The organism is Paenibacillus polymyxa, from assembly GCF_018614975.1.
GTDB lineage: Bacteria > Bacillota > Bacilli > Paenibacillales > Paenibacillaceae > Paenibacillus > Paenibacillus polymyxa_E.
Genome location: NZ_JAGGNR010000042.1, coordinates 1 through 20,041, shown reverse-complemented (window position 1 = coordinate 20,041; position 20,041 = coordinate 1). Strand labels below are relative to the sequence as shown.

General features: G+C 46.8%; 18 protein-coding genes, 1 rRNA gene and 1 other RNA gene. 19 read left to right on the top strand and 1 reads right to left on the bottom strand.

The window, feature by feature from the left end:
- Positions 1-77 precede the first annotated feature (77 nt).
- From J7E78_RS25100 to argS, 4 genes are all read left to right on the top strand, one after another.
- Positions 78-1,559 (top strand): alpha-N-arabinofuranosidase, encoded by a 1,482-nt coding sequence (locus J7E78_RS25100; RefSeq protein WP_215079017.1) that lies wholly within the window; start codon positions 78-80, stop codon positions 1,557-1,559.
- A 3-nt stretch (positions 1,560-1,562) separates the two neighbouring features.
- Positions 1,563-1,829 (top strand): DUF6171 family protein, encoded by a 267-nt coding sequence (locus tag J7E78_RS25095; RefSeq protein WP_215079015.1) that lies wholly within the window; start codon positions 1,563-1,565, stop codon positions 1,827-1,829.
- A 266-nt stretch (positions 1,830-2,095) separates the two neighbouring features.
- Positions 2,096-2,521 carry a YwiB family protein gene (locus tag J7E78_RS25090; RefSeq protein ID WP_215079013.1) on the top strand — a complete coding sequence of 142 codons (426 nt, stop codon included), beginning with the start codon at positions 2,096-2,098 and terminating at the stop codon, positions 2,519-2,521.
- Complete coding sequence (gene argS / locus J7E78_RS25085; protein WP_215079011.1) at positions 2,518-4,197, top strand: arginine--tRNA ligase; 1,680 nt, start codon at positions 2,518-2,520, stop codon at positions 4,195-4,197. Before J7E78_RS25090 ends, argS begins: the two co-directional genes overlap by 4 nt.
- A gap of 285 nt (positions 4,198-4,482) precedes the next feature.
- Here the strand turns inward: argS and J7E78_RS25080 are convergent, their stop codons facing one another.
- Positions 4,483-5,637 (bottom strand): S8 family peptidase, encoded by a 1,155-nt coding sequence (locus J7E78_RS25080; RefSeq protein ID WP_215079009.1) that lies wholly within the window; start codon positions 5,635-5,637, stop codon positions 4,483-4,485.
- A gap of 461 nt (positions 5,638-6,098) precedes the next feature.
- Between J7E78_RS25080 and rpoE the strand changes: the two genes are divergently transcribed.
- From rpoE to J7E78_RS25005, 15 genes are all read left to right on the top strand, one after another.
- On the top strand, positions 6,099-6,665 hold the full coding sequence (rpoE, locus tag J7E78_RS25075) for a DNA-directed RNA polymerase subunit delta (protein WP_215079007.1): 567 nt from the start codon (positions 6,099-6,101) through the stop codon (positions 6,663-6,665).
- Positions 6,666-7,119: 454 nt separating this feature from the next.
- Entirely contained in the window at positions 7,120-8,724 is a 1,605-nt protein-coding gene (locus J7E78_RS25070) for a CTP synthase (RefSeq protein WP_215079005.1), read from the top strand.
- Between the two features lie 227 nt (positions 8,725-8,951).
- Positions 8,952-9,338, top strand: a complete 387-nt coding sequence (locus tag J7E78_RS25065; protein WP_215079003.1) for a response regulator — start codon at positions 8,952-8,954, stop codon at positions 9,336-9,338.
- Between the two features lie 260 nt (positions 9,339-9,598).
- Complete coding sequence (gene fba, locus J7E78_RS25060) at positions 9,599-10,453, top strand: class II fructose-1,6-bisphosphate aldolase (RefSeq protein WP_036607263.1); 855 nt, start codon at positions 9,599-9,601, stop codon at positions 10,451-10,453.
- A 147-nt stretch (positions 10,454-10,600) separates the two neighbouring features.
- Positions 10,601-11,854: a UDP-N-acetylglucosamine 1-carboxyvinyltransferase gene (locus J7E78_RS25055; protein WP_036607261.1), complete on the top strand. Its 1,254-nt coding sequence runs from the start codon at positions 10,601-10,603 to the stop codon at positions 11,852-11,854.
- 465 nt (positions 11,855-12,319) lie between these two features.
- Positions 12,320-13,645: a transcription termination factor Rho gene (rho, locus tag J7E78_RS25050; RefSeq protein ID WP_017691288.1), complete on the top strand. Its 1,326-nt coding sequence runs from the start codon at positions 12,320-12,322 to the stop codon at positions 13,643-13,645.
- Positions 13,646-13,742: 97 nt separating this feature from the next.
- Positions 13,743-15,017, top strand: coding sequence for a radical SAM family protein (locus J7E78_RS25045; RefSeq protein ID WP_215079001.1), 1,275 nt, complete (start codon positions 13,743-13,745; stop codon positions 15,015-15,017).
- Positions 15,018-15,119: 102 nt separating this feature from the next.
- Positions 15,120-15,317, top strand: coding sequence for a 50S ribosomal protein L31 (gene rpmE / locus J7E78_RS25040; RefSeq protein WP_036607255.1), 198 nt, complete (start codon positions 15,120-15,122; stop codon positions 15,315-15,317).
- Between the two features lie 146 nt (positions 15,318-15,463).
- Positions 15,464-15,731: signal recognition particle sRNA large type (ffs, locus tag J7E78_RS25035), an RNA gene on the top strand.
- A 174-nt stretch (positions 15,732-15,905) separates the two neighbouring features.
- The gene (gene dnaX / locus J7E78_RS25030) at positions 15,906-17,651 is read left to right on the top strand and encodes a DNA polymerase III subunit gamma/tau (RefSeq protein WP_215078998.1); all 1,746 of its coding nucleotides are present in this window, start codon (positions 15,906-15,908) and stop codon (positions 17,649-17,651) included.
- 41 nt (positions 17,652-17,692) lie between these two features.
- The gene (locus J7E78_RS25025) at positions 17,693-18,004 is read left to right on the top strand and encodes a YbaB/EbfC family nucleoid-associated protein (protein WP_036607248.1); all 312 of its coding nucleotides are present in this window, start codon (positions 17,693-17,695) and stop codon (positions 18,002-18,004) included.
- Positions 18,005-18,039: 35 nt separating this feature from the next.
- Positions 18,040-18,639 (top strand): recombination mediator RecR, encoded by a 600-nt coding sequence (recR, locus tag J7E78_RS25020; RefSeq protein ID WP_062838113.1) that lies wholly within the window; start codon positions 18,040-18,042, stop codon positions 18,637-18,639.
- A 234-nt stretch (positions 18,640-18,873) separates the two neighbouring features.
- A complete protein-coding gene (locus tag J7E78_RS25015; RefSeq protein ID WP_215079073.1) occupies positions 18,874-19,101 on the top strand; it encodes a DUF2508 family protein in 228 nt (75 codons plus the stop codon).
- A gap of 34 nt (positions 19,102-19,135) precedes the next feature.
- Positions 19,136-19,405 (top strand): pro-sigmaK processing inhibitor BofA family protein, encoded by a 270-nt coding sequence (locus J7E78_RS25010; RefSeq protein ID WP_215078996.1) that lies wholly within the window; start codon positions 19,136-19,138, stop codon positions 19,403-19,405.
- A gap of 348 nt (positions 19,406-19,753) precedes the next feature.
- Positions 19,754-20,041 (top strand): 16S ribosomal RNA (locus tag J7E78_RS25005); the annotation flags it as partial.

The window sequence follows — 20,041 nt, the reverse complement described above, 5'->3', positions numbered from 1 at the left end:
GAAATATAAACGGTTGAAACATACTCCAAAACGAGTTATTGTAAGCGATAACAATATAATTTATGGAGGTTGAAATCATGGTTGATGTTATTTTAAAGGCTGATTCTGATCAAGGATTAATAAATCGCAATATATATGGTCACTTTTCCGAACACTTGGGACGTTGTATTTATGAGGGGTTGTGGGTAGGAGAAGATTCACCCATTCCGAATACGGATGGGATTCGAAATGATGTGTTAACGGCCTTACAGAAGCTTAATATTCCAGTACTTCGCTGGCCAGGCGGTTGTTTTGCCGATGAATATCACTGGAAAGATGGTGTGGGCCCGAAGAGTGAGCGTGCTCGTATGATCAATACGCACTGGGGCGGTGTGGAAGAGAACAATCACTTTGGTACACATGAATTCTTGAGATTATGTGAGTTGCTCGGCACGGAGCCATATATCAGTGGCAACCTGGGTAGCGGTACAGTGCAGGAGATGCAGGAATGGGTGGAGTACATCACATTTGACGGTGAATCCCCGATGGCGAACTGGCGTAAGAGTAACGGTAGGGAAGAACCGTGGAAAATGAAGTATTTTGGCGTGGGAAATGAGAACTGGGGATGCGGTGGAAATATGCGTCCCGAATATTATGCGGATGAATATCGCCGGTATGCTACATATGTACGTAACTATTCCGGGAACGAGATTTATAAAATCGCTTGTGGACCCAACGAAGGCAACTATGAGTGGATGGAAGTCCTGATGCGAGAGGCTGCTCGTTTTATGGACGGAATTAGTCTTCATTATTACACCATCCCTACAGGAGAGTGGAATGATAAAGGCGCAGCTACAGGATTTGGAGAGGCTGAATGGTTCACCACCTTGAAAAAGACGCTCCATATGGATGAATTACTGGTGAAGCACTCCGAGATTATGGACAAATATGATCCAGAGGGCAGAGTCGGCATTATTGTGGACGAATGGGGCACGTGGTATAACGTTGAGCCGGGAACCAATCCAGGATTCCTATATCAACAGAACACGATGCGGGACGCTGTGCTTGCAGGTGTTAACCTGAATATTTTCAACCAACATAATAAACGGGTACACATGGCAAATCTTGCGCAGATCGTCAACGTGCTTCAATCGCTTGTGCTCACGGAAGGGGATAAAATGCTCCTGACCCCTACGTATCATGTATTTGATATGTATCAGGTTCATATGGATGCGCAGCGATTGGATTTGAATTATGAAAGCCCTGGGTATACCTTCGGAGAAGAAACCATTCCTCAGCTCAGCTTGTCAGCCTCCCGCAACAAGGATGGGGTCATTCATGTGACAGCTTGTAATCTGAGTCATACCGATGAGTTGGAAGTTGTGTGTCAGCTGGACGCAGCTCAAGCCGCTAAAGTAACCGGGCAGATTCTGCACCATACTGATTTTGGTGCATTCAATACCTTTGAACAGCCGAATTGTGTTAAGCCTGTGAGATGGGAAGGACTCACACTGGAGGATAACACACTGCGTTTTGTCCTTCCACCAGCATCGGTTGGGGTGCTCGCTGTAGAGGGTTAATGCATGAAAAGGCAGGAACCTTGCAAGGGATGTAATGATCAGTACGATGTGAAGATTAGCGATGCCAAAATGGCCAGACTTGTGGAGATTGCCTCGCGATCGCGTCCTACGGTGCAGGATGAGGAATATGAGCGTCGACTATCCATCTGCTCTGCTTGTCCTGGATTGCAATATGGCACAACTTGTCGGCATTGTGGTTGTCTCGTACAGGTGCGGGCGAAGCTAAGGGAGTCGACATGTCCTTTTCCTTATGAATCGCAATGGACCTGATCCGATGAACGAATCTTATTATTAATGAAGCAAAAGGGAGTTGCACTTTACAGGTGCGGCTCTTCTTTTTTTGCTTGATGAGGAAAAAACTCTGAATTTGGATTTGAATTGAGCGAGGGAACTGGATATAGTTATACAGTAGAGTGTAGGATAGCGAGCTATCCGGGAATATGAGCGCGTATAGCGACACAACAATACGGGAAGGGCTGTTCTCACCAGCCGTGCCTGATTTTGCGTCGCCTCGAATATAATGGAGGTTAACATTCATGTCGAACATGCGACCGGTACACATCCGGCTGCACAGCCGTTATGAAGGTGAAGATGTGCTGCAGGAAATGCAGGGTGAAGCGGTGTTAAAAGGGTCCGTTCTTTATGTTCGTTATGAAGAACCGCAGGTTGGACCTGAGGGGGGTACAACCCGTACAACATTGAAGCTGGGCGGACAATCCATCAAGATTATGCGTCATGGTGAGGTGGAATCGGAGCAGACTTTTGAATTGAATCGGAAGCTTCCTGGTTTCTATCGATCACCATACATGTCGTTTGCCCTGTCCACGCATACACAAAAGCTGGAACTTTCTATTCAGGGATTGAGCGCACGCGCAGCGTGGAGCTACGACTTTTACCGCTTTGATGAAGAATCCGGACATTTCGCGATTAGTTTGCATATACAGGAGGAACCAATTTCATGACACGTAATCCACTAGATACGATTAACGAACGGGTAAGTACGGCCATCGGCAACGCCATTGTGGCGGCCGGAATTGTTACGCAGGACGAATTGCCAGCCATCACATTGGAAGTGCCGCGTGAGAAGACACACGGAGACTTGGCGACCAATGCTGCCATGCAGCTGACCAAGATTGCCAAGCGCAATCCGCGTCAGATTGCTGAAGAGATCATTGCCAATCTGAATCTGGCTGAAGCCGGAATCGAGAAGGCTGAGATTGCGGGTCCAGGATTCATTAACTTCAAATTGGACAAGAGTTACCTTTACCCAGTACTTGCGCTTGTGCAGGAGCAGGGTGAAGATTACGGAAGAATTAACATCGGAGAAGGGCGCAAAGTCGAGATGGAGTTTGTCAGCGCCAACCCGACAGGCAGTTTGCATCTGGGCCATGCCCGTGGAGCGGCTGTAGGTGATGCACTATGTAACATCCTTGACTACGCAGGATATGATGTTACCCGTGAATACTACATTAATGATGCAGGTAATCAGGTGTTTAATCTGGCTCGTTCCATTGAAGCTCGTTATCTGCAAGAGCTGGGTCAGGAGGCTGAGATGCCGGAAGACGGTTATCACGGTGAAGATATTAAAGGATTTGCCAAGCAGCTTGTTGCTGAAAAGGGTGACGAATTGCTGTCCATGCATCCGGGTGACCGCGCGGCTTATTTCCGTGACTTTGGTCTGGAGAAGGAACTGGACAAGATCAAACGTGACTTGAATCGCTTCCGTGTTAACTTTGACATCTGGTTCAGCGAAACTTCCCTGTACGACAACGGAGAAGTTCTGCGAGTGCTTGATGAATTACGTGACCGCAATGAGATCTATGAGCAAGATGGAGCAACTTGGTTGAAAACGATGCAGTATGGTGACGACAAAGAACGTGTATTGATCAAGAACGATGGCACGTATACTTACCTTACGCCAGATATTGCTTATCACCGCGACAAATATGCTCGTGGATACGACACGATGATCAACATCTGGGGTGCCGATCACCATGGATATATTCCACGGATGAAAGCGGCGATGCAAGCACTGGGTAATGACCCTGAGAAACTGGTGGTCTTGATTGCACAGATGGTGAGCTTGTTCCAGAACGGTGAAAAAGTGAAGATGTCCAAGCGTACAGGTAAAGCTGTAACGATGGAAGATCTGATGGATGAAGTCGGCATTGATGCCATCCGTTACTTCTTCACAATGCGCAGCATGGACTCCCACCTGGACTTTGACATGGACCTTGCCATTTCGACATCCAATGAGAATCCGGTATTCTACGTACAATACGCGCATGCACGTGTATGCAGCGTATATCGTCAGGCTGAAGAACAAGGTATTGAACTGCTGCCACTGGCACAGATTGACCTGTCCAAGCTGACAACAGAGCACGAGTATGACCTTCTCCGCAAAATGGGAGAGCTGCCTGAGGAAATCTCGGCAGCAGCAACAGGATATGCGCCTCATCGTATCATCCGTTATGTATACGAGCTGGCATCCCTATTCCACAGCTACTACCGTGCAGAACGTGTCATTACGGAAGACGCGCAGCAAACTCAAGCACGTCTGGCACTGATCGGTGCTGTGCGTACCGTTATCGCAACAGCGCTTCGTCTGGTAGGCGTAACCGCTCCTGACAAAATGTAAATTCCAGGCTCGCGGCCTGCCGCCGCTCTGCCTAAAGGCAAAAAGTCTCCATGTCCACGTTGAGTGTCTTCAACGTGGTACATGGAGACTTTTTTTGTTGTGTACCGGGAGCTGAAGAAAACGAATGCCTGGTCCAAGGTACACTAGCCTGCTCTGACATCACAGAGGGCGTAACCTAGAGTCTCAGCCGCTACGTAATACTCCCTCGTGCGTACTGCCTGGGCCGGGCTATTGCGTTTCGCCACGAGCCTCAATCAAGTTCTGCTGACGGCTGGCAGAGCTGGCTCACTCCCCGCCCTCCTGCATTAGCTTCAGGGCATCAATCTCACCACCGCGCACCTTACTTTTTGCGGTGGTGGTCTTGCGGGCGCGCAGCGGGATCGTAGCACGTTTGACGAGTGTCTTGATTTCGCTGGGGGATAACCCCGGATGTTTTGAAAGCAGTAAGGCGATAGCGCCACTCACATGGGACGTCGCCATGGAGGTGCCACTCATCTCGTGATGCTTGCCTTGTACCCAGGAGGAGACGATCTTATCACCGGGGGCATAGACATCCACATATGCGCCACGATTGCTGAAGGACGCAATGCGTCTGTTTTTGTCGGTCGCTCCAACAGATATGGTCTGGGGATACCGTGCAGGGTAATCAATACTACGGCGTTTGCCGTCATTTCCTGACGAAGCAACGATAACGATTCCAGCATGGTATGCACGATTGACAACGTCAAGAAGCGCCTTGCTGCGTGTTTTCATGCCAAAGCTCATATTGATGATGTCGACCTTGTTGCGTACACACCAGTCTATGCCAAGTACAATGTCGGATACATAAGCCGATCCGTTGTGGTCAAATGCTTTCACCGGATAGATCAGGGAGCGTGGAGCTACACCAATCATGCCTGCGGTGCTGTTTGCTGCGGCGATGGTCCCTGCAATGTGGGTACCGTGTCCGTTATCATCATGAGGAAGCAGGCTGCGGTTTAACAGATTGATTCCGCGTGCCAGGGAATAACGAAGATCAGGATGGTGATAATCAGCACCTGTATCAATCACACCGATTTTAATCCGATGTCCGGTAGACACAGACCATACTTTGGGCGCCCGAATCTGCTTCACTCCCCAGGGTATGCCTTGAGCATTGCTCGGTTTGCTGTGGAGTGCGGTGGCATGAAGGGAGATAGGTATGTCTGCTTCAATCGTAATTTCATCCCCATAGCGATATAGGTCCTCCGGGTGTTGGACTGGAGCGATAATGGAACGAGCCAGTCGCGAGGAACGGACAGCCCCAAGGTCGGTGAATTCATTCCGCATTCGGGACAATTCTACGAGACAAGCCTCGTACTGCTGCGGTTTGGCAAATCGGATCAAATATCGCCCTCCCTGTGCTGGTTCAGGGCGTCGCATTCCGTCAATCAATTGATGCAATAAACCAGTATAGTCCATAATGGGCAGCCCCCTTCGGGATGAACATGCTGAGGTATTCTATGAATGCGCTCATCCCGCCGCATGGGGAACTTGCCCTTTTTTTACAAAAACACATTCTCTTCGTGTCAAAACGGGCGCAGGGACATATGATGGATGGAGAGCTAGAGGGCTCTTGCGGGGAACCTGGTGAGGAGTAATCCTCCAAGGGTATACAGTCAGAAGGCGGAGGGGACTCCGTCTTTTTTATTATGGAGTTGTCTCTTTGACAAAGAGGATATTCCTGTGGGTTCGATGTCACTTCACGTTGAATATATGGACATATTGTTGCTGCTCTCCGCATTTGCGTCACATCCGTACATAAAAACTTGCTTTTTAACGCTAAATAGGTTTTACTTAGGTTTGTTAATGGATATGTTATACGTAACAGTCCAGTTCGTAGGGGTTAAAAAGTGAATTTTGTGTGAGAGGAAGTGTCTGCAGTGAGTACCTCGCTCAATTTAAAAATTGATAAAGAAAAGGTAAAAGAGATCCCTTTGGTGGACCTTGCCTTTATGGTGCTGAAAGCGGCTAATACGCCGTATTACTATCGTGACTTGATGAATGAGGTAGCGAAGCAGCGCGGAATGACTGATGAAGAAATCAACGAGTTTATCGCCCAGCTATATACCGAGATTAATATCGATGGCCGTTTTGCTTGCGTCGGTACAAGTCTGTGGGGCTTGAAGCGCTGGTATCCGGTAGCTGGAACAGAAGATTCCATGACGGGTGCGAAGCGTCCGCGTATCATCAACGATGAAGACGATGATCTGGAAGATGAAGACTTCGGTGAAGAAGACAGCTATAACAGCGATGAAGACTTCGACAGCACGGATAAAGACGAAGAAGAAGACGAAGAAGATGAAGACGAAGACGACATCTTTGACGAAGAAGACAGTGAAGAAGAAGTGCTGGTTGAAGATGACGATCTGGAAGATGAAGACCTCGAAGAAGACGAAGAAGAGTCCGAAAACGAGGATGAATTTGACGACGATTCTGATAATCGGTAGTCATTTTTGACGTCTATAATTTACTCGTTTCCCCGGAATAGTCAGCCTTGACAGCAGACGGGGTAACGGGTAAACTATTGCATGGGCTTATGAATGAGCGACAATATATTTATGTTTTTTATAGAAGGTGCCCCGTCCTGCGGGAGTACTTTTTTTTGTATTTTTAGAGGCATAATTTTGCAAAACGATTTCTTTTCCGTATGCTCCCGGCCAACGTTTCGTGGCCCGTTTTTGTATATCAAAAACACGAAATGGAATGAAGGCTACCGGAATATTCGCACCATTTTTTGCTTTAGAACAACGTGTATTTAAACCGTCTTCGCAGAAAGAGCAGTTCGCAGATGCAGGGAATTTCTGCCATTGCTCTTTTTAACGATGATTACCTGGGAAACAGGTTACGATAACACCATATATCGCCTGAATTTCTGTACTTATATTAGGAGGGTAAATAACAGTGACAAAGTATATTTTCGTGACGGGCGGAGTTGTGTCCTCCCTGGGCAAAGGGATTACGGCTGCTTCTCTGGGCAGATTGCTGAAAAACAGAGGGCTTAAGGTAACGATCCAGAAATTTGATCCATATATTAACATCGACCCGGGAACAATGAGTCCTTATCAACACGGCGAGGTTTTTGTAACGGATGATGGCGCGGAAACGGATCTGGACCTTGGCCACTATGAACGTTTTATTGATATCAATCTCTCCAAAAACAGCAACGTCACGACTGGTAAAGTATACTCTTCCGTCATCAGCAAAGAGCGGCGCGGGGAATATCTGGGCGGAACGGTACAAGTTATTCCACACATTACGAACGAGATCAAAGAGCGTGTATTCCGCGCTGGACGTGAAGCGGGTTCGGATGTGGTTATTACGGAAATTGGCGGAACGGTGGGCGACATTGAGAGTTTGCCTTTCCTGGAAGCTATCCGTCAAATCAAGAGTGATGTAGGTCGCGACAATGTGATGTACATCCACGTAACACTTATTCCTTATATCAAAGCAGCTGGTGAAGTGAAAACAAAACCAACGCAACATAGTGTTAAGGAATTACGCAGCATCGGTATTCAACCGAATGTGATTGTATGCCGTACGGAGTATGAATTGTCTAAAGACATGAAGGCCAAGATCGCTCTCTTCTGCGACATTGATGAGAATGCCGTGGTTGAATGTCGTGATGCAGACACCTTGTATCAAGTACCTCTGAACCTGCGTGAAGAAGGCTTGGATGAGATCGTGGTAAATCACCTGAAACTGACTACTCCTGCACCGGATATGAGCGAGTGGGAAGGGCTGGTTGACCGGATCAACAAGTTGAAGCATACGGTTGAGATCGCTATTGTTGGTAAATATGTAGCGTTGCATGATGCTTACCTGAGTGTTGTTGAGTCGTTGTCTCATGCAGGATTTGCATCCAATGCCGATGTGAAAATCCGCTGGGTTCCTTCTGAAGATATTACGGATGAGAATGTAGGCGACCTGTTACATGGTATTGGCGGTATCCTTGTTCCTGGTGGATTCGGAGATCGTGGTATTGAAGGTAAAGTATCGGCAATCCGTTATGCTCGTGAGAAACAAATTCCGTTCTTCGGTATTTGCCTGGGTATGCAGGTTTCCGTTATTGAGTATGCACGTTCCATCGTTGGTTTGAATGGTGCGAACAGCTCAGAGATTAATCCGGCTACGGAATTCCCTGTGATCGATCTGTTGCCTGAGCAAAAAGATATCGAGAATCTGGGTGGCACGATGCGTCTGGGTCTGTATCCTTGTAAGCTTCAGGAAGGTTCTTTGGCGATGGCTTGTTATGATGACGAGCTGGTGTATGAGAGACACCGTCACCGGTATGAGTTCAACAATGAATACCGTGAAGCGATCGAAAAAGCAGGACTGGTTATCTCAGGTACATCTCCGGATGGACGTCTGGTTGAGATCGTAGAACTTCCAGGACACCCATGGTTCCTGGCGGTGCAATTCCATCCGGAATTCACTTCCCGTCCGAACCGTCCGCAACCATTGTTCCGTGAGTTTGTAAAAGCTTCTCTGGAGAATGCGCAGAAGTAATACATGGTTTTAGTGTTAACGTAATAGATATTGGGGATGTTCCTGGCAACCATAGCGGATGCCTGAACATCCTTTTTTTTGCGTAAAAGTAGTTCGAAATGCGTTTTGTCATTTTATGAAGGTAGCAGGATTTTAATGGAAGAGGTAGAATACTTATCATGACGACTATGGGATAGTTATCCAGATTCGAAGGTGCACATGCTTTCCTAATTTTAGGAGGTTAGAGAGTGGAAGATAAAAAAGTTTTGATTGTTGATGACCAAAATGGTATTCGAATCTTGTTAATGGAAGTGTTTGGAAGTGAAGGATATAACACGTTTCAAGCACCCAACGGCAAGATCGCCCTGGAAATTGTGAACAATGACAAGCCTGATCTGGTACTACTCGATATGAAGATTCCTGGGATGGACGGCCTGGAAATCCTGAAGCATATTAAAGAAATTGATCCAGATATCAAGGTGATCATGATGACCGCCTATGGTGAACTGGACATGATTAAGGAAGCCACGGATCTCGGAGCGCTCATGCACTTTACAAAACCATTTGATATCGACGAGATGCGAGTGGCTGTGAATATGCAACTTCGCAATGGTACTGCCAATAAATGCAGCTGAATCCTGTTGATACAGGATTTTTTTGCGTGTGGAGAACATAGAAGGTACTTGGTGGGAAAATGAGGTATTTCACTCCTTCATCCGGGGAATATTGGAAATGGGGAAGTTATAAAGCGGTGTCTATGAAAACTGTGCTGCAAAGCACAGCATTTTTGCAAATGCTTGTTTAGTATTTGACATGGGATGTGGTATAATAAGCCCGTATGTGATTTCGGCTAAAAACCATAGACACAACCCAAACCCCTAGGAGGATTGAAACCATGCCATTAGTATCTATGACAGACATGTTGAACAAAGCACTTGAAGGAAAATATGCAGTTGGTCAATACAACATCAATAACCTTGAGTGGACTCAAGCGATTCTTGGTGCTGCTGAAGAAGAGAAATCCCCGGTAATCCTGGGTGTATCCGAAGGCGCAGCACGTCACATTGGTGGCTTCTACACTGTAGTTAAAATGGTAGAAGGACTCATTCACGACATGAAAATCACTGTTCCAGTTGCAATTCACCTGGACCACGGTTCAAGCTTCGACAAGTGTAAAGAAGCGATCGACGCTGGATTCACATCCGTAATGATCGACGGTTCCCACCACTCTATCGATGAGAACATCGAAATGACTAAAAAAGTTGTTGAATATGCACACGCTAAAGGCGTTTCTGTAGAAGCTGAAGTAGGTACTGTAGGCGGACAAGAAGACGACGTTATCGGCGGTATCATGTACGCTGACCTGAACGAGTGTATCCGTATCGTTAAAGAAACAGGTATCGATACATTGGCACCAGCTCTTGGTTCCGTACACGGTCCTTACCATGGCGAGCCTAACCTGGGCTTCAAAGAAATGGAAGAAGTTCGTGACGCGGTACAAGTCCCACTCGTATTGCACGGTGGTACAGGTATTCCTAAACACGACATCGACAAAGCCATTTCCCTGGGTACGTCCAAAATCAATGTAAACACAGAGAACCAAATTGCTTTTGCAAGAGTGGTTCGTGAAGTGCTTGCAGCTAAACCAGACGCTTACGATCCACGTACATTCATCGTACCAGGCCGTGAAGCAATTAAAGAAACCGTTAAAGGTAAAATCCGCGAGTTTGGTTCTAACAACAAAGCGTAATTTATCTTTACCAGTTCCATACTGTGAAATGGAAAAACACCGCCTAGCCGGTGTCTTTCCATTTTCACACCTTATTTCTACATCGGAAGCCAACAGCACGTATTGCCGTTCATCGGCTGCAAAACACGTAGGGGGACATTAAGCTTTATGGAAAAATTGATGATTAGTGGCGGACGTCCGTTACAGGGAACTGTAACTATAAGCGGCGCCAAGAACAGCGCCATTGCGCTTATTCCTGCAGCATTGCTTGCCGAGTCAGAAGTCGTGTTGGACAACCTGCCGCTTTTGAGTGACGTTGCGGTTTATGCAGAAATTTTGGAGGAACTCGGAGCACATGTAACTTGGGAAGGCAGTCAGATGAAGATTGATCCTTCTGACATCAAATCCATTCCTATGCCGAATGGTCCCGTGAAGAAGCTTCGCGCTTCGTATTATATGATGGGTGCATTGCTAGGGCGTTTCAAAGAAGCGACCATAGGTTTACCAGGGGGCTGTAATTTCGAGCCTCGTCCAATTGATCAACATATCAAAGGGTTTGAAGCGCTTGGCGCAACCGTAACAAACGAACATGGCTCCATTCATTTGCATGCCAAAGAGCTGCGCGGCGCAAAAATCTATCTTGATGTAAGCAGTGTCGGCGCAACCATTAATATCATGCTGGCGGCTACTCGTGCCAAAGGCTCTACAATTATCGAAAACGCGGCTAAAGAGCCTGAGATTATAGATGTAGCAACACTTCTGAATTCCATGGGTGCCAGCATCAAGGGTGCAGGTACCGAAACGATCCGTATTGAAGGGGTCTCGGAGCTTAAAGGCTGCCGTCATTCCATCATTCCGGACCGTATCCAAGCAGGTACGTATATGATCGCTGCAGCGGCGACGCGCGGGGATGTTCTGATTGACAATGTGATTCCCAAACATCTGGAAGCTTTAACGGCAAAGCTGCTGGAAATGGGTGTTGGCATTGAGGAATTGGATGAAAGCATACGTGTCATTGGTAAACCAAGCTATAACCACGTTGACGTGAAGGCACTTGTATATCCTGGTTTCCCAACGGATCTACAGTCACCCATGACCAGTGTTTTGACACAGGCAACCGGTGTGAGTGTCCTGAGCGACTTTGTATACAGTAATCGGTTCAAGCATGTGCCTGAGTTAGTGCGGATGGGTGCAAAGATCCGAGTAGAAGGACGGTCAGCGATTATTGAAGGCAGTGCATTAAACGCGGCCAAAGTAAAAGCATCCGATCTTCGCGCTGGAGCAGCGCTGGTGATTGCAGGTCTCACCGTCAGTGAAGGTGTGACTGAAGTAACGGGGGTCGAATATATCGATCGCGGTTATGATCATCTGGTGACTAATCTGCGCCTGCTTGGTGCAGATGTATGGCGGGAAACTGATTAATAGGAAGCATTATGCATGATTCAGTCCTACACATGTTTATTTTAACTGAACTGTATATCTTTTTGGTGATTAGGTAAACCTGTTTTAATAGAGTTCTCAGTCTCTCCGGCATAAGACGAAATGTTACTGTTTCCTTTACCGGAGGGTCTTTTTTTGAAATAAACTTCATATGGCTGTAAGAACATCATTTCTCATCCCCAACCCCCGGTTTGGTTTGAACTGCGCTCCATAGCCGGTCTATCCGGATTGATTGCCTCGATGCATCGTTCACTCAATAGCGGATCATGCCGAATGTTGGCCATCCCACCCGGAAACTTACACTCAAAGACAAGTATTTGCATTATAACGGTTACATTCCGTACAATGGACAGAAGAGATTGTGGCAGATGCTGCGCTCTATAGCCGGAACATCTAGCGAAACTATCCATTTCACACGGACTTATTAATTGAATAGGTGGTTATTATATGGATCTACAAATTTCCGATTTGGAAGAAATGAAACTAACGGACCTTTACAAACTGGCCAAAAAATATCAGATACCTTACTATGGTACGTTAAAAAAGAAAGAATTAATCTTTGCTATACTACGCGCACAAGCTGAACAGAGTGGCCTGATGTTCATGCAAGGTGTACTCGAGATTTTACCTGAAGGTTACGGATTTCTTCGGCCAATTAACTACTTGCCAAGTACGGAAGACATCTACATTTCAGCTTCTCAGATTCGCAAGTTTGACCTAAGAACAGGTGACCTCGTATCAGGTAAGTGTAGAACGCCTAAGGAAAACGAGAGATACTTCGGTTTGTTGCAAGTCAACGCTGTAAATGGTGAGAATCCATCGGCGGCTGCAGAGCGACTTCACTTCCCGGCACTAACCCCACTGTATCCGCAGAAAAAACTGGTTCTCGAAACATCCCCCGACCATTTGTCCACACGAATTATGGATGTGCTCGCCCCGGTAGGATTGGGACAGCGCGGATTGATCGTAGCACCTCCCAAAGCGGGTAAAACGCTTCTCCTCAAAGAAATTGCCAACAGCATCTCAACTAACAATCCTGAAATTGAACTGTTTGTCCTGTTGATTGATGAACGTCCAGAGGAAGTAACGGATATGTCGCGTTCAGTAAAAGGGGAAGTTGTGGCTTCGACATTTGATGAACTGCCTGAGAATCATATCAAGGTGGCGGAATTGGTGCTTGAACGTGCGCTTCGTTTGGTTGAGGCTAAAAAGGATGTCGTTATCCTGCTGGATAGCATTACACGTCTTGCCCGTGCATATAACCTGGTTATTCCCCCATCCGGTCGTACACTTAGTGGTGGTATTGACCCAGCTGCATTCCATCGTCCGAAACGTTTCTTCGGTTCTGCCCGGAATGTGGAAGAAGGCGGAAGCTTGACCATCCTGGCAACGGCATTAATTGATACCGGATCACGTATGGATGACGTCATTTATGAAGAGTTTAAGGGTACAGGTAACATGGAGCTCCATCTGGACCGTCGTCTGGCAGAGCGCCGCATATTCCCGGCAATCGACATTCGTCGTTCCGGTACACGTCGTGAAGAAGTGTTGCTTAGCAAGGAAGAGTTGGATACAATCTGGGCGATTCGTAAAAACATGAATGATTCCCATGACTTTGTTGAAGGATTCCTGAAAAAACTTCGTAACAGTAAGACAAATGCAGAGTTTTTGGCGGCGTTTGATTCGGCTGGTAATAGCCCGACAAGCAATTCGGGTACAACAACAACCCGTCGCTCACCTAGACAGACAGCAACGTCAGGTACATCGACGTAAGTGTCGTTCGACTAATCACTTTCTTTTTGCAGCATTGCTGTGAATGTTACAATACACTCGTCGTTAGGTTTAACCCATTAGATGTGAGGAGAACATCATGTATTTAGTATACGCAGATGAAAAAGGTAATGTATTTGATCATCCTTCCCTGTACGGGCTTGCCCGCAGTGGAGATATGATCGTTGAGATTATGGAAGACGAACTTATCCCATTGCCAGAGGGTGCAACGTTGGTTGGACTCCCGAGCACCCGGCCCATAGGTATGGACCCGGATACCGGTGAGATGTTGCCAATGCCAACGGACACACAGGCTGTAGGTGCTTTGCTTCCACAGGGATTCACTCGTTTGTGTCTCCCTGGATATGTGAAGACGGATAAGGAGTATAAGTTGCCTTTGTTCGGTTATTCCGCAGTGGTTTGGAAAGATGGCGGATTCTATGTTACGGCTTCGAAGTCAGATAGTCCTGACCAATGGAATCCGCTCAACTGTGATCGTGACGATGTACGTTCCGGGGTTAAACGATTGACGGAGCGATACCCCGAGAATCGTCTCTACACCCATCTATCCAACTGTGCGCTTGGATATGAATGTCTAACTTCATCGAACACGTTCCTGAATCGTTGGGAAGGTGGAGTGCCGGTATCCTATTCTTGCAATGCGGGCTGTTTCGGGTGTATCTCCGAGCAACCGGATGATAGCGGCTTTGTTTCCCCGCAGACACGTATGAACTTCCGACCACGTGTGGATGAGATTGTGGAGGTTATGCTGGAACACCTGAAGACGCCGGAGTCCATCATTAGCTTTGGACAAGGTTGTGAAGGTGAGCCTTCCACGCAGGCCAAACTGATTATTGAAGCGATTCGCGAAGTGCGTTCCGTAACGGACATGGGGTATATCAACATTAATACCAATGCCGGTCTGAACGATCACATTAGAGGTATCGTAGATGCTGGATTGGATCTGATGCGTGTAAGCACAATTAGTGCACTGGATGACCATTATAACGCCTACTATAAACCACGTGGTTATACCTTAGCCAATGTTGAGAAGTCGATGAAATACGCAGCGCAGCAAGGTGTATACACCTCCATTAACTATCTGATCTTCCCGGGCGTAACAGATCGTGAAGAAGAGATTGAGGCGATGATTGAGTTTGCGAGAAGAACCGATCTACGCTTGATTCAGATGCGTAATCTTAATATTGATCCGGAGAGCTATCTGGAATTAATCCCTCCAGCTCAAGGTGATATCTTGGGCATGAAGCAGATGATTGAGATTTTTGAAGACGAGTTGCCTGATGTTGTGATCGGATCATATACCCATGTTCCACCAGCTGGAATGGCACGTCCAAAACGGTTGATTACCTCTTAACAATAATGGATTGCAACAGGCACAAGGCCGTGTTATAATCTCAGAGTTGTGCCATTTACTCTGGGTCCGCTTGAGGCTCAGGGCGGAAAGAGGTGAAAGGTAATGAAAGAAGCAATTCATCCTAATTACACGATTGGTCAAGTATCTTGCGCTTGCGGGAATACTTTTGAGACAGGTTCGGTTAAAGATGGACTTCGTGTAGAGATTTGCTCCGCGTGCCACCCGTTCTTCACAGGTAAACAGAAGTTTATCGATGCTGGCGGCCGTGTTGATCGTTTCAAGAAGAAATACGGAATCTAATAGGACAATACTTGGAGTTGTCTGCTAATTGCATCCAACACACCCCTGCTGATCTGGCAGGGGTTTTTATATGTTATATGTAAGCATAGTCGCTTCCGGATTCCTCTGGTTGCAATTTGGATAACCTTACGTTATACTATTTCTTACCGTGCTAGATGGGGAGGTAGCGGTGCCCTGTAACTCGCAATCCGCTATAGCGAGGTTGAATTCCTGCTAGAGGTTTTGCCGATGTGAGGTTTGGTCCCTAAACGTGGTGTTGACGGTTGGGTCCTCCGCAATGAGTACTCATGAACCTGGTCAGGTCCGGAAGGAAGCAGCCATAAGTGAGATCACTCTTGTGCCGGAGGGTTGCCTAGCCCGAGCTATTGTTCAGGGGTGCCACTTGGATCGCAAATATCGATAGCAGGTGCACGGCTTACCATTTAAATGTAGAGACCTTTGCAGTTGTATGTATGCAGAGGTCTTTTTGATATGTCTCAATAAACCACGCATGAATGAGTCAGATAAAGTTTGGATTCACCCTAGAATATAGTATAATAGGGGAACGACAAAGGACTCGAATGCGAAGTGGAAGGAAGGTAACGCATCATGGAGCATATCGCGTTATACCGGGCTTGGCGTCCCCAGTCGTTTCAAGATATGGTGGGGCAACAGCATATTATTCAGACCTTGCAGAACGCGATTCGTGAACAGCGGACTTCCCATGCCTACTTATTTAGCGGGCCCAGAGGAACGGGAAAGACAAGTGCCGCCAAGATTTTGGCCAAAGCTGTGAACTGCGAACGTGGACCTGCGCCTGAACCTTGTAACGAGTGTGAAGCTTGCCGCAGAATTACGACTGGCGCTGTAATGGATGTGCAGGAGATTGATGCTGCATCCAATCGGGGCGTTGAAGAAATCCGTGATCTTCGGGAAAAGGTTAAATATGCGCCAACCGAAGTCCGGCAAAAAGTCTATATTATTGATGAAGTGCACATGCTGACAACGGAGGCATTCAATGCTTTGCTCAAAACATTGGAGGAGCCACCGCCACATGTGATGTTTATTTTGGCAACAACGGAACCGCACCGCCTTCCGGCTACCATTATATCGCGCTGTCAGCGATTTGATTTTCGCCGGGTATCCCTGGAAGAGCAGACAGCAAGACTTACACTGATCTGTGAGCAGGAAGGCATGGAAGCTGATCAGGATGCGCTCCAATACATTGCCCGTTTATCGGACGGTGGAATGAGGGATGCACTTAGTGTGCTGGATCAGATCTCTTCATTTACGGATGGACGAGTAACGTACCAGCAGGTCATGGACATGACGGGTGGAATTGCTTCAGAGCAATTTGCCAAACTGGCTGCTTCGCTGCTCAAGGGTGATGTTGGTCATATTTTGCAGATGATCGAAGGTTTCATGCATGAAGGAAAGAGTGCAGACAAGTGCATGGAGAATTTACTGTATTATTTCCGTGATTTGCTTATGATTAAGATGGTACCTGATGCAGATAAACTGACGGACCGGGTACTTAATCCGGAATTTTTCCGTGATATGGCGGAGTCATTCACCAGGGAACAACTGTTCCACATGATTGACACCCTTAATCGGTACCAGAGTGAAATGAAATATGCAGTACAGCCACAGACATTATTTGAAGTTGCATTGCTTAAACTGTGTAGTATTCCTGCTCAAGGTGAGGCTTCTGTTCAGGTGGGAGTTTCAACTCATGTAGCACCTGCTGATGGGGGGGAGATCAACCGCTTGAAGCAGCAGCTCGCTGAGTTGGAGAAGAAGTTGGATCGTGCACTAAAAAGTGGGTTGTCTGGTGGAGAAGGTGCATCGAGTGCTCCATCGCGTCCGGCAACAAGGGCCCCTGTATCGAGAGGAAACTCCCCTGCGAAGCTTCCTGCACAGTTGGATCAGTATGTTGCGCGCAAGGGAGCCCCTGAGTTCATAGAGATCAGCAAAAAATGGAGTCAGATCCTGCAACGAGTGAAGGAAGAGAGGGTTACCGTTCACGCCTGGTTTGTGGATGGTGAGCCGGTATCATTGCTTGAAGACAATGTGTTGGTTGCTTTCAAAAACAACATTCACCGTGAAACAACGGAGAAGCAGGCTAACCGTGAAGTCATTGAGCGGGTGTTGTCCGAACAGCTTGGACGTCCTGCACGATTGGTGACGATGATGCTCAAAGATTGGACCGGAGCAATGGAGGGAGCTTCTGAAGCGCCAAAGGAGGACTTTAAGCTTGAACCTGAGCATGAAGACGGCGGTTCAGGCAACAAACAGCCTTGGATTGATGAAGCCATCCAGCTCTTTGGTGAAGACCTTGTAGTGATCAAAGAATAATGCGCATAGCGCGATAACCATAACAAAGGAGATGAACAATTATGAACAACATGAACCAAATGATGAAACAAGTGAAAAAAATGCAGGAGCAAATGCTGAAAGCACAAGAGGAACTGGCGGACAAAACAGTCCAAGGTACCTCTGGTGGCGGTGTGGTGACGGCTGAAGTTAACGGACACAAGAAATTGCTTGCTATCACGATCAAACCTGAAGCGGTAGATCCGGAAGATGTTGAAATGTTGCAGGATCTCGTTATGACAGCTGTTAATGATGCAATGGCCAAAGCCGATGAGATTGCCAACAAGGATATGGGCAAGTTCACAGGCGGCATGAATATTCCGGGATTATTTTAATTAAAAATTGATCCTGTCAAAGGAGACACAATCGATTGTATTATCCCGAACCAATAGCCAAGCTGATTGATGCCTTCACCCGGTTGCCGGGTGTAGGTCCCAAGACTGCGGCGCGTTTAGCTTTTCATGTGCTTAACATGAAGGAAGATGACGTTATCGATTTTGCCAAAGCACTCGTAAGTGTGAAACGTAATCTTCATTACTGCTCTGTATGTTGTAATATCACTGATACGGACCCGTGTCGCATCTGTCAGGATAAGTCCAGGGATGTATCTGTAATCTGTGTAGTTCAGGATTCGAAAGATCTGGTGGCTATGGAGCGCACCAAGGAATTCGATGGATACTATCATGTGTTACAGGGCGCGATTTCACCTATGGAGGGAATTGGCCCAGACGATATTCGTTTGAAAGAACTTCTGATTCGATTAAGTGATGAACGTATAAAAGAGATCATCTTAGCGACAAACCCCAATATTGAGGGGGAGGCTACAGCGATGTATATCTCCCGCTTGGTGCGTCCGTTTGAGATCAGTGTGACTCGGATTGCGCATGGATTGCCTGTAGGTGGCGATCTTGAGTACGCGGATGAAGTGACCCTGTCCAAAGCGTTGGAAGGGCGCAGGGAGATGCGTTAGTGTGTTCAATTTGTATTACACAGTGCACTTCCTTGGAAAACTTCGGATGCTAAATAAGTTTCGATGTGCAAAGAGAGCCTTAGGGCTCTCTTTTTTTTGTGAAGAAAATGAATGCCTGAGTTCTAAGTTTGTCCTTTCCCTGATAAGTATGAGAATATGCTGTGCTGATCAGGAGGGGGAGAGTTTATGTTTTTGTGGCGAAATACACGGAACTCGGTAGAGAAACACAACAGAATGTTGAAGGAGCTTGAGGCGGATCAGATCTATGCAGATATTCAGATGGCTCAGCAGGAATGGGAACGGGCTATGAGACAGTTTGAAGATGCACAGGGGCAGGATGAAATTGATTATGCCATTTATGTATTGGAGGCAGCTGAGCGGAAGTACCAGATCCATTTGAGAAGAGCAAAGCGAGCGAGAGCTAATGATGATGTTAAATCACAGCGAGGCGTTAGTATGTAGAGTTAGGTTTACATTAAACATGGGGGTGTACCATATGAAGAGTATTATACTGGGGAGTGTATTGATTGTATCGTTACTGGGACTTATCGTGGTTTTATTCAGAAAACGGATAGGGTTATCGGTTTTCACGTCATTCGGAATTCATCTGGTGCTTGCTGCGGTAGGGATATACATTGTGAATTATTCCGGCTGGATTACAGGAACCTACATCCCACTGAACCCTGCAACGATAGGTACTGTAACTGTTTTGGGATTGCCAGGTGTGGGGCTATTATTAGGGTTAAAAATATCTTTGTTCGGATAGTTGACTCGCAGGATATTTATATGGTACATTATATCTCGTTGCTTTGCTTGCTTGGTTAGATGCGTTAGATGAAATGAAGGAGTTTATTACGAACTTCGAAAAAGAATTTCAAAAAAACACTTGACCAAAACAAACGAAGTATGATATATTATAAAAGTCGCCGCTGAGAGAAGATGGTGACAAAAAAACGAGTTTGATCTTTGAAAACTGAACAACGAGTGAGTGAACATTCTGCTTGCAGAATGAACGCGAAAGTTTGAAACAAGCCTTGGCTTGAATCGGCTGGAGCACAATTGAGATTTTTAATCTCGTCAGATTCAAAATGAGCTTATCGCTCTTTTCAATACTTTATTGGAGAGTTTGATCCTGGCTCAGGACGAACGCTGGCGGCATGCCTAATACATGCAAGTCGAGCGGACTTGAAGAGAAGCTTGCTTCTCTGATGGTTAGCGGCGGACGGGTGAGTAACACGTAGGCAACCTGCCCTCAAGTTTGGGACAACTACCGGAAACGGTAGCTAATACCGAATAATTGTTTTCTTCGCCTGAAGGAAACTGGAAAGACGGAGCAATCTGTCACTTGGGGATGGGCCTGCGGCGCATTAGCTAGTTGGTGAGGTAACGGCTCACCAAGGCG